This is a genomic window from Coprococcus intestinihominis (genome assembly GCF_040096555.1).
In the GTDB taxonomy this organism is placed as follows: Bacteria; Bacillota; Clostridia; order Lachnospirales; family Lachnospiraceae; genus Coprococcus_A; species Coprococcus_A intestinihominis.
Map to the genome: position 1 here is coordinate 1 of NZ_JBBMEK010000089.1, position 11320 is coordinate 11320.

The 11320-nt window shown below is 46.1% G+C and carries 11 protein-coding genes; all 11 read right to left on the bottom strand.

Annotation, left to right across the window (positions count from 1 at the left end):
* A partial coding sequence (locus WMO25_RS08510; protein ID WP_349084975.1) for a sigma 54-interacting transcriptional regulator occupies window positions 1–698 on the bottom strand: 698 nt, incomplete at its 3' end.
* 469 nt (window positions 699–1167) lie between these two features.
* Complete coding sequence (locus WMO25_RS08515) at window positions 1168–2517, bottom strand: FprA family A-type flavoprotein (protein WP_349084976.1); 1350 nt, start codon at window positions 2515–2517, stop codon at window positions 1168–1170.
* Between the two features lie 15 nt (window positions 2518–2532).
* Window positions 2533–3312, bottom strand: a complete 780-nt coding sequence (locus WMO25_RS08520; RefSeq protein ID WP_117526532.1) for an FAD-binding protein — start codon at window positions 3310–3312, stop codon at window positions 2533–2535.
* Window positions 3313–3485: 173 nt separating this feature from the next.
* Window positions 3486–4235 (bottom strand): Crp/Fnr family transcriptional regulator, encoded by a 750-nt coding sequence (locus WMO25_RS08525; RefSeq protein ID WP_349084978.1) that lies wholly within the window; start codon window positions 4233–4235, stop codon window positions 3486–3488.
* A gap of 62 nt (window positions 4236–4297) precedes the next feature.
* Complete coding sequence (locus WMO25_RS08530; protein ID WP_349084979.1) at window positions 4298–5431, bottom strand: hypothetical protein; 1134 nt, start codon at window positions 5429–5431, stop codon at window positions 4298–4300.
* 108 nt (window positions 5432–5539) lie between these two features.
* On the bottom strand, window positions 5540–6745 hold the full coding sequence (gene hydF, locus WMO25_RS08535) for a [FeFe] hydrogenase H-cluster maturation GTPase HydF (protein WP_215689978.1): 1206 nt from the start codon (window positions 6743–6745) through the stop codon (window positions 5540–5542).
* Window positions 6746–6764: 19 nt separating this feature from the next.
* Window positions 6765–7979 (bottom strand): nitrogenase component 1, encoded by a 1215-nt coding sequence (locus tag WMO25_RS08540; RefSeq protein ID WP_349084981.1) that lies wholly within the window; start codon window positions 7977–7979, stop codon window positions 6765–6767.
* Complete coding sequence (locus WMO25_RS08545) at window positions 7976–9316, bottom strand: nitrogenase component 1 (RefSeq protein WP_253058853.1); 1341 nt, start codon at window positions 9314–9316, stop codon at window positions 7976–7978. Before WMO25_RS08545 ends, WMO25_RS08540 begins: the two co-directional genes overlap by 4 nt.
* Before the next feature lie 14 nt (window positions 9317–9330).
* Window positions 9331–10092, bottom strand: coding sequence for a nitrogenase iron protein NifH (locus WMO25_RS08550; protein ID WP_117541690.1), 762 nt, complete (start codon window positions 10090–10092; stop codon window positions 9331–9333).
* Between the two features lie 54 nt (window positions 10093–10146).
* A complete protein-coding gene (locus tag WMO25_RS08555; RefSeq protein ID WP_270514666.1) occupies window positions 10147–10407 on the bottom strand; it encodes a TM1266 family iron-only hydrogenase system putative regulator in 261 nt (86 codons plus the stop codon).
* 95 nt (window positions 10408–10502) lie between these two features.
* The coding region (gene hypE, locus WMO25_RS08560; protein WP_349084983.1) for a hydrogenase expression/formation protein HypE at window positions 10503–11320 on the bottom strand (818 nt) is incomplete at its 5' end.

Here is an 11320-nt window from a genome sequence, read left to right on the forward strand (position 1 = left end):
CCGGTAAATGCACCCTCGTCATATCCAAACAGTTCACTTTCCAATAGCTCTGACGGAATGGAGGCACAATTGATACTGATGATGGGTTTCTTTCTTCTGCTGCTCTCCCGGTGAATCGCCTGTGCAAAAAGCTCTTTGCCGGTTCCCGTCTCCCCTGTAATCAACACGGGAAAATCCTTTCTTGCCACCCTCATGGCCTTCTCTTTCAGCTTCTGCATAGCCTCTGAATTGCCGAGGATCTTACAGAAGCCACTGTCCTCTTCGCTGCTTTCCTCATAAGCACGTTTGTAATAATTCAGTTCTTCTGTGGCAATACTATAAGCCATGGCCGCCGCTCTCTCCTTGAAAGACATCTGGGCTGCCGCACCAAGAAGCTCTCCCTGCTCATTAAAAAAGCAAAAACGATTGGCCACCGCATGGGTTTCTACATTGCTGGCATTATCATTTTCACCATAGGGCTGCAGATAAACATTATCATCCCCATCACGGGCTGATGACAGAACATCATACATACTGGTGGTCGAAATCACTTCGCCGATTGGCTTTCCTAAAACCTGTTCACGGGTTTTCCCCAGAAACTCGCAATACGTCTCGTTGATATCCACAATCACACCATTGGGGTCCACAATGATAAAGCCGTCATTGGTAACTTTCCAGAACTCTTTTAAAAAGCAATAGTACTCATGTTCATTCATCATCCTATGCCTCCACTAAAATATCTGTTAAATGTTTTGTCGAAAAATGAACCATAAAAAATTATATATGCTATACTCACCCTGTTGTCTTCTCCATTCTGACACAGAAAGGAGATGAAACTTGTGGATTATTTTATTTCATTTATAATTTCCGTTATGGCAGGTATTGTCTCATACTTTATCAGCAAATGGTTGGACGGAAATAAATAAGACAACCAACCTACATATTGCATCATCATGATGCAGGAACCCCCAGAGGCTGCCACCTCTGGGGGTTCCTTTTCCATTTGGATTATTTTATTTCTGTGTGATTCGATTATATCATATGTATCTTCAAACTACAATAGATATTCTACACGTTGTATGCAGCTTGAAGATTTCTTTTTTCCCACAAATAATGCTACTTTTGTGGATGTAGACCCCGAATTAACAACAAATACTTTATAATCTTCTGCCACTCACCTTTTCCTGCCTATGCTTCGCCCTTTTCCTGTCTGTGTTTCTCTCTCATCAGCGCCATTCTCTCTTTGGCCGACAGTTTCTTGAAAGCAGCCTTTCTTGCCTCTTCTTCCGCAAATGCCGCATCATCAATAACACGCTGCTCAAAGGCTTTTTCTTCAATAGCCACAGATTTCACGATGGCATCCGACAGCGCATCCAGTTCTGACGCATTGGAACGGTTCGCTGAGGAGTTGATGGTCATTCTGGCATTCAGAATTCTGCAATCTTTCAGATTCTCATCAATATACTGCTCCATTAAAGAACCGGACTTGATGGCCCATGAACCGTTTTCGATAATGCCGAAGACACGTTTCGACAGGTTCAGCACCTTCAGATGGTGCAGGAAGTCTTCCATCACCGGATAAATATTCAGGTTATACGTCACAGATGCCAGTACAATATGACTGTATTTGAAGGCTTCTGCCACCAGATAGGATACATGTGTCTTGGATACATCATAAACTCTCACATTGGTAACGCCTTTTTCACACAGCTGTGCTGCCAATGCCTGGGCAGCAGATTCTGTATTGCCATACATGGATGCATAGACGATCATCACGCCGTTTTCTTCCGGAATATAGCGGCTCCATTTATCATGCTTGTCCAGATAATAACCCAGATTGGTACGCCATACCGGTCCATGAAGCGGACAGAACATCTTGATCGGCGCTGTTTTGGCTTTTGCCAGCAACTGCTGTACAAACGGCCCATATTTACCCACAATATTAGTGAAATATCTTCTGGCATTGTCAATCCAGTCTCTGTCGAAGTTCACTTCATCGTCGAACAGACGACCATCCAGTGAACCAAAGGAACCGAATGCATCTGCTGAAAACAAAACACCGTTAGTTGTATCAAATGTCACCATGGCTTCCGGCCAATGCACCATCTGCGCCATCAGGAATGTCACTGTATGTTTGCCGAAACATCTTGTATCACCCTCTTTGACGGTATCTTCCCGGCCATCCACATCAAAACCAAACTGACGCATAAACATAAATGCTTTTTCGTTGCTGATAACTTTACATTCCGGATAACGAATCAGGACTTCCTCAAGAGAAGCTGCATGATCCGGTTCCATATGATTGACAACAAGATAATCCAGTTTTCTGCCATCCAGAACAGCAGCAATGTTCTCAAGGAATACACGGCAGCCTGACCAGTCCACGGTATCAAAAAGAACCGTTTTTTCATCTAACAACAGATATGCATTGTAGGAAACACCCTCCGGAATTGGATGAATATTTTCAAATAATTCGATTCGCTTATCATTCACGCCAACCCAATATAAATCTTCCGTTACTTTTCTTACACCGTTCATGCTTCACCCTCCTATCTATCCTCTTGTTACTGCTGAAATCATTTCACTTTTTGATACACCGCATTCCGGACAAATCCAGTCTTCCGGCAGCGCCTCAAAAGAAGTACCCGGTTCAATACCTGCCTCCGGATCGCCTTTTTCAGGGTCATACTCATAACCGCATCCCATGCAGACATAGCGACCGTCCGCTGTTGCTGTTGTCTTTGAGTATAACGGCATCTCCCGTTTCGCCGGTTTAGCATTTGGGTCCGGTTTTGGCAGATCACTGTTTAATTTCTCTGTTAAAAGCGGCAGAATGGTTCGAATATCGCCGACAATACCATAATCCGCATGTCTGAAAATCGGTGCTTTTTCGTTTCTGTTGATAGCGACAACAGTATGTGCTTTCTCAATACCTTTCAAATGCTGCTGTGCACCTGAAATAGCGCAGGCAATATAAAGTGTTCCGGTAAATTTCTCACCGCTCATGCCCACAAAGCGCTCTCTAGGAAGTACTTTCAGTCTTTCGTAAGCGGGTCTTGAACATCCCATAGCTGCACCTGCTGCCTGGGCCAGATTCTCGATCAGATACATTTCACTCTTCACCGCAATACCCATACCTACGGAAACAACACGCTCAGCCTCATCGATCGGTGTCATTGCATCCGCAGTCAGTGAAAAATCAAATCCATCCATGATCAGCAGTTCCACCAGCTTATCCACATTCGCTGCATCACTTCCCTCATTAATCATTTCCCGAAGTCTGTTTTTAGGATCCCATGCTCTTGTTGGTTCGTTCACAAAATTCATACTCATGTAATGACACCTCCGTTTTATTTGTTGTCAGCGTATCTCAGATCATTCCTATCTACTGACTAAAATCCCCCGTTACTGTGGCTTTTCTAAAACTAGTAATTATTATTGATTTAATACTATTATATCTACATTCTCAAAAGGAGTCTGTAACAGCTGTTACAAACTTCTTTTTTTTACAAAATTTTTTCCAATTTTTCTCTATCCAGAATCCGAATCTGCTTCCGGTCAGCTTCTATCAGCCCTGCTTTCTGCATCTGCATCAATGTTCTTGATAGTGACGGTCTGGCTACGCACAGATAATCCGCCTGTTCCTCACGATTTGTCTTTAGTACCACCGTGTCACTTGCATCTGCCTCCTGCAGAAGCCAGGCTGCTGCTCTCTCCTGCACACTGGCAAACCCTAACACATTCAGCTTCCGCACCGCCATCCATTCCTTTGTGGACATGCTCTCATACAGATTCTGGATCAACTGCTTATGATGGTCACAGGCTTTGTCGCAAAATCCGTACAGATGCTGCCATGGCACTGCCAACACTTCCACCGGCTCGCAGGCCACCGCTTCGTACCAGTAAACACGCCCATTTGTATCCAGATTGCTGCTGTAATGCTCTCCAATCAACGCTCCTGATGCAACATGATATAAGGCATTCACTTTTCCAGAAGGCATATAGCTGATAATCGACACATTTCCCTTTAATAAAGCATAGAAATAATCCGCCTGCTCCCCTTGTCGAAATATCGTCTCATCCTTGTTATAAGTACGGAACTTTGCTCCGGAACAGACCAAAATCCGTGCAATACTTTCTTCTGAAACATTTCTGAACAGACTGTTGGCAGACAGACGCGCATCTGGTCTTTTATTAACTTCTTTTTGAAAATTATTTTGTTTTAAAGAGCACTTTATTCCAGTAGCTGTTGCCACAAAACCACTTCCCTTTCTCTAAAACCGTATCTATCTTATTGTTTTCCCGTAATCCGATCCAATTATAATTTTAACTCCACACACCAGTAACCAAAAGCCCCGCTGCCCTGATTTTCCCGGCTTACCGGCTTGAATTTGCGAAAACCAAACATGGCAGCCATATATTGCTCCCGATGCTGCCAAATACCGGGAACACCCATCAGATAAACACCTTCATCCTCTGACGCCCCATCATTTTCGCCGCGCCCACCGACATCTTCTTTATCCTTTTTCTGCTCCACCTTTGCCAGTATCAAATGCCGGTAACAATAATATCCATGCAGCAGAAAACTATTGCTGCCATAAATCCAACACGCCATCGGCATGCGCCCGATATCCTGAAGTTCCATCCGCACACAGGCTGCCACACTGTCATCATCAAAAGGATACATCTGCGGTAGCTGTGACATCAGCAGGTCATAGACATTGCTCCTAGAGTACAGCTCTTGCTCTGCCTGTTCTTCTGCTTGTTCTTTCGACATCTCCGGCTCTTTCGATACAGCTAAAATCTCGTTATTCTCCGGATTCTCATTTTTCTCAAACGCTTCCATCCTTGCGTCATCTACAAATGCCGCCACTTCCTCTTCAGGGATCAACGGATTCTCATCCGCATGCGGACTCACCAGAGTCTCTGCCTCAGGCTCTGTCCCTTGCGTTATGACACTTTCTGGCTCCGCATCCGCAAAGGTTCTCTCCGTATCAGTTTCATCGGCTACTGCATCACTGTTTTTCTCTCCAAATCTCACTAAAATCTCTGAAAGCGGCTCTCTATTGACAAATTTCTCTGTTTCCAGCGGTTCATCATCCCATCTGGTACCGTAAACGCCGCCATCTTCTCCCAGCAAAACCATACCAGCGACACGGTCCAGATCATACGTTGTTCCCATCAGATGATCACTGTCCATCGTCAGTTCCATATCCCCCGTCTGTTTCTGAACCAACAGGTCTCCGATTGCAATCCCTATGTAATCACCGGACACTCTGATCAGCATATAAATCTGATACTTTTTTGCTTCACTATAATAAATTCCCGACATATGAATAGAAAGCCGACATTGTCCATTCCGGCTTTCTACTCTCACAAACCCACTGTTGATTGTCTTTCTCCCGTTTTCATATAAATACATATAAGAAATAAAACGCCGATATTCTGCCACAGAAACACCCTCCCAGGACGTCCATTGATTTTTGCGATATCGCTGCCACAGCAGCATTTACTCTTATATATATGACTGAAAATGGAAAATATGCACCATCTGCATATTTTAATCCGGCAATTCCTCAGCAAGATATGGAAACATACTGACAGACCTTTTCAAGATGCCCTGCATATAGGCAATGGCGATGCCGTAGTTAGTGATCGGCACATCCTGATCAACAGCACATTTCATCCGATAGCGGACCTCGCGCTCATTCAGCATACAGCCTCCGCAATGAATAATCAGTGCATATTTCGACAGATCTTCCGGAAATTCTCTGCCGGAACACAGCTCAATATTCAGCTTTTTGCCTGTGTAATTCTTCAGCCATCTCGGTATCTTAACACTGCCGATGTCATCACACTGGCGATGATGGGTGCAGCCCTCTGCGATCAGCACTGTATCTCCGTCTTTCAGATCTTCCACTGCGGCAATCCCACGAACAGCCGTATCCAGAAGTCCCTTATGTCTGGCCATCAGAATAGAAAAAGATGTCAACGGAATACTTTCCGGTACATCCGCAGATACCTTTGCAAAAACCTGGCTATCCGTGATAACAATGGCCGGCGGTTCCTTGAATTTCTCCAAAGTCTCCCTCAATTCATATTCCTTGACACAGACAGCTGCGCCTTCCGCCTCCAGAATATCCCTGATAACCTGCTGCTGAGGCAGAATCAGACGTCCTTTCGGTGCCGCCTTGTCGATTGGAATAACAAGAACAGCCATATCTCCCGGATGCATCAGATCACCCACCAGCATCAGTTTGTTTTCTTCTGTCTTGCCGATGGCTGCAATCTTCTCTTTTAATGCTTCAATCTCTATCTTCTCTGTGGCACTGACATAAATCTCATTTTCTTTGGCTTCCGGGTGTTCCGGCTTCAAATCACATTTATTCCAGACAAGCAGCCATGGAATCTCCTTCTGTCGAAAAATCTCGATCAATTCTCTGTCGCAGTCTTTCAGGCCCTCTGTGCAATCTGCCACCAGCACAGCCACATCGGATTTATTCAAAATTTGTCTTGTTTTGCGGACTCGCAATTCGCCAAGTGCGCCTTCATCATCAAAACCCGGAGTATCTATGATGACAACCGGCCCGATCGGAAGCAGTTCCATTGCCTTGCTGACAGGGTCTGTTGTGGTTCCCCTTGTATCGGATACAACAGCCAGTTCCTGTCCTGTCACAGCATTGACCAGGCTGGATTTACCCGCATTTCTCCGGCCAAAAAAACCTATATGTACACGCTCACCTGACGGTGTTTCATTCAATCCCATCTCTTGTCCTCCTTAAATGTTAAATAAAGTCGGCAAATCCCGGCATCTGTTTTATTTTCTTCAAATAAATTCTTCCCGAAAAAGCAATATGCGGCAATTCAAAGAACTGAGCATCCTTTGGACAGATTGGTCTGTACAACGGATCTGCCACTATGATTCCTGCATCCTTCAGCTTTTGTTCCATCATCTCTTCACCACAAACAGCCTCATCCCCCGGTGTCAGCAACCCTTCTGTTTCTTCCAGCGGGCACAATACACGAACGGATCTGCCATACTGAAGTTCAATGGCTGCTGCCAGAGAGCCCATTGTCACCGGTTCACCAATCAACGTAATCTCCGCCCGGTGTCTCGGACTCTCCTTCGTATCATTGACATCTTGAAGATTCTCTGCCGACATTCTGCAGGCTGCATAAACAACATTGTCTTCCTTTTCACCATTGACAGCTGCTTCCATTGCCTCTGACAACTTCTCCGTGAAACGGCCAACCGGTGCTCCAACCACATAAGGTGTACCGAATTTTCTCTGCAATACTTTGGCTGCCCGAAGCCCCACAGATGAAACAACCACATTCACTGCTGCATCTGCAGATTTCGACAGCTGATCCAAAGAATCTCCCATGGCCCACATGCTGTTGATCTGCCAGCCGTATTGCTCCAGACTGCGCTTCATCGTTTCCGCATGATCAAGAGGCCCGAAATCCAGCGGCGTAACTCCCAGCAAGTTCACCAGACGGTTTCTGCCTTTTTCCTCCGTGTTTTTATTTGAAACATCCTCTGCATGGCTTTTCGGCAAAACAAAATGTTCTGCAATGGCTTCCAAAGCCATACCTGCCCCGCGCACATAATCATGCATGCCGTTTGTAGGCACTGCAAAGGTCGGAATACCCGTATCCTGCTCTGTTACCTCTGCAATGGCCGGAAAATCCGTGCCGTTCATATAGGGGATCGGCGAACTGGCCAGGGCAATAAAGCGTGGTTTCAATTCGGATGCCGCTTCTTCGATATCATGGATAAACTTCTCATCATTTCCCATGATCGCATCGATTTCTGTCAAACCTGAGATAAAGATCAGACTGTCCTCATCATACCATCTGATCTCATCATGGGTATTATACGTCGAATTGCATCCCGAAGGATCGTGCATCACTGTCATACCGCCCAATTCATAAAGGGCTGAACAGACGCCGGATACATCGGCTGTATAAATCGGTATTATTCGATATGCCTGTCTCATATGCAGCTTTCGCACCCCCATCCTTTGCGGATCACAAGATCCGGTGTCTCTTTTTCTTCACGGGCTGCCTCAACCATCAGATGTGCCAGACGCCGGATTCCGTCAAAGCCATACAGGCCCGCACCCTGTACCATGTTGACAAAATGTCTGCTGCCTGTAAACCAGGCCGCTTTCTGCCCCAATGCCAGCATCTCCCGCTCCGTTTTTCTCGGAAGGACACGCATTTTCACCTGCACAGTTGCAAGCAGCATCAACTCAGGCGCATGCTGCTGAAGCCATTTGAAATCATTTTCCTCTTCAGGGCTGATGGCATCCAGATAAATCCGTTCTACATAAAAGCCATGGGAGATCAAAAGTCTTGCCAATCCCATAGGTCTCGGATGAAACGTCCCGTCTATGGCGATCGGCCAGTCTCCAACTTCCAGAAGTGCCTCATGAAGTGCTGCTTCACAGCTCTCTTTTTCACCTTCATAATCCAGAACACCCAGAAGCTCCATTGACTCTGATAATGCTTCCAGCTGCCCGATGATCTCATCATAATCAAAACAGGAAGGCATATACATAAATGGCCGCCCCAGTCTCTCTGCCGCCCATTCCGTACCGGCTTTTCCTGACGGATAACAGTTCAGCATCATCCGGCAGTCTGACAGAGAAAGATAATCTTCCCAGGACTCACAAACCGGGGACTCTTTAATCTGATAATCATTACATCTGAGCAATCTCTTGAGATCTGATGTCTCGTCCAGTGCAAAATCGCTGCCCAGGATAGATATTCTTCGCTGCCCTTCTTCTGTTACTGTTCCTTTCTTCAAAGGATCATACATGGACAAACGCAGCTTTTGATCCGGTGTCAGACCACTCTTTCGCATGATCGGATCCATAAAACATCTGACAAAACAGATTTCAGGAAATCGTTTTCCCAGTTCATCGTAGATTCTCTCAAGATCGCTGCCCAGGAAATGATGCAGACAAACTGTAAACAGAAAAACCGCTTTCGGCTTTTGTTCCAATCTCTCGATCACATCCGCCACACCTTCGATGGTAATATCTTCCAGATTGCCGTTCAGCAAATGCTCTTCCTTGAGGATAACAAAGGAAAAACGTTCCGCCTCGTTCATCTCTGCCGCTGTTAAAACAACACCACGCATGCAGTTATCGGCACAGACATAAATCTGATGAGCATCCGGCACCTGCATGCCGGTGTGAACGATATTCCATGTTCCATGTACCGGCGAATTAAATTCCAGTTCCGATGCAAATGGCACCGGAAATTCCGCATCTTTGATGGCCGTCGCCGCTCCTTTTGGATCGACTGTTCCACCCAGTCTTTTCAACATAAAACGGCCTCCTTCTATCCTCTCGCTTCACACACAGCCAGTATCTGCTCCGCCAGTTTCCTGTACTCATCTGCCATTTCACTGTCAGGAAAAGCCTCCAGAAGGATCTGCTGCTTCTCCTCTGCCAAAAGTACCTGCTCACTGCGGGATAAAGTTCCCACTACAGATGTCTTAAAATCATCTGCCAGTTCCGCCACTTTTTCGTCTTCACGCTTAACGTTTCTGCGATTCAGGATCAAACCCCCCAGAGATGCATAGCCTCTGTTTTTGAAGTTGTCGATGGCCATGGCAATATTCGCCGCAGCATGGATAGACATATTTTCCCCTGAGGTAACAATAAATACTTTATCCGCATAGCCTTTTCGCATCGGCATGGTAAATCCGCCGCAGACAACATCCCCAAGAACATCATAAAGCACAACATCCGGCTGATAAACCTCATAGGCTCCCTTTTCTTTCAGCTTCTCCAGTGCCGTGATAATACCACGTCCGGCACAGCCCATCCCCGGTGTCGGGCCACCTGCTTCCACACAGACGACGCCGCCGAATCCGATGCGAACCATATCTTCTAATTCAAAATCATTTTTGCGCTGATTCACCAGCTCCAGCACAGTCGGTACGGCTTCACCATGTCTCAGCTGCATGGTTGAATCCGCCTTCGGGTCACAGCCGATCTGCATAACTTTCAGCCCTTTTTCCGCTAATGCGGCAGCCACATTCGAAACAGTGGTTGATTTGCCAATACCGCCTTTTCCATATACAGCAATCTTAATCATTCTATCTTCTCCGCTTTCATTGCGCTGTTTAAAACTTTTATATAAACTGCGGTTTTAATTCTCTTTTGAAACAACATTGGAATACGCCGTTTTGACGGATACACCTTTCAGCCGGCCGATTTTGCCGGACAACGTACTGATGATATCCTGCGGCGCATCGATTGCAATGCTGATAATGCTGATCCCTTTGTCACGATAAGGAATTCCCATGCGTCCGATAATATATTGAGCTGCACCGTGTAAAAATTCATTCACTTCCTGTGCTGAACTGCCATCTTCTATAATAATCGCAATGACTGCCACTCTCGTTTCCATTTTTTTCTCCATATTGACTCCATTTTGTCGGCTATGACCAGATCAAAAATCTGACCCTCCGTCCGAATTTTCAATCACTCGCCGATCAGTGACTGTTAGCAGATTCTCGGAAGCAGCTCGCCGCCCGGCTGAGGAAGCAAAGCCTGTGTACCGATTTCTGTTGTCATCACAACGTGTCCCGGCTGTTCCTCCGTAACTTCACCAATAATGGCCGCATCCTTTGAATATGGACACTGTCTCAGTACTTCGACAATCTTTTCTGCTTCTGACTTAGGCGCCATGATCACCAGACGGCCTTCACATGCCAGATAAAGCGGTTCAAGACCAAGCATGCCGCAGACACCCTTGACTTCCGGTGCCACAGGCACATCTGCTGCATTCAGGCGAATACCGACCTTGCTCTGTCCTGCAATTTCATAAAGAACTGTACCAACGCCGCCTCTTGTGGCATCACGGATTACATGGACATCTTTTGTGGCATTTAATACAGATTCGACTGTAGGCCACAATGGTGCACAGTCACTGGTTACATCCGCATCAATACCGAAATCTTCTCTTGCCAGCAGTATCGTACATCCATGTCGGCCGATATCACCTGTTACAATAATAGCATCTCCCGGTTTGGCATAGTCGCCGGATGTGCTGACACCATCAAGAATTTCTCCAACACCTGTTGTCGTAATAAAGACACCGTCCACCTGACCCTTTCCGGCAACCTTCGTATCACCGGATACAATGCGGACACCGGCCTCTTTGGCTGTTTTCTCCATCGCACCTGCGATCTCTTCCAGTTTCTCCATCGGAAAACCTTCTTCAATAACAAAGGCACAGGAAAGATATAACGGCTTTGCACCCATGCAAGCCAGGTCATTCACCGTACCGCAGATGGATAATTTGCCGATATTGCCGCCAG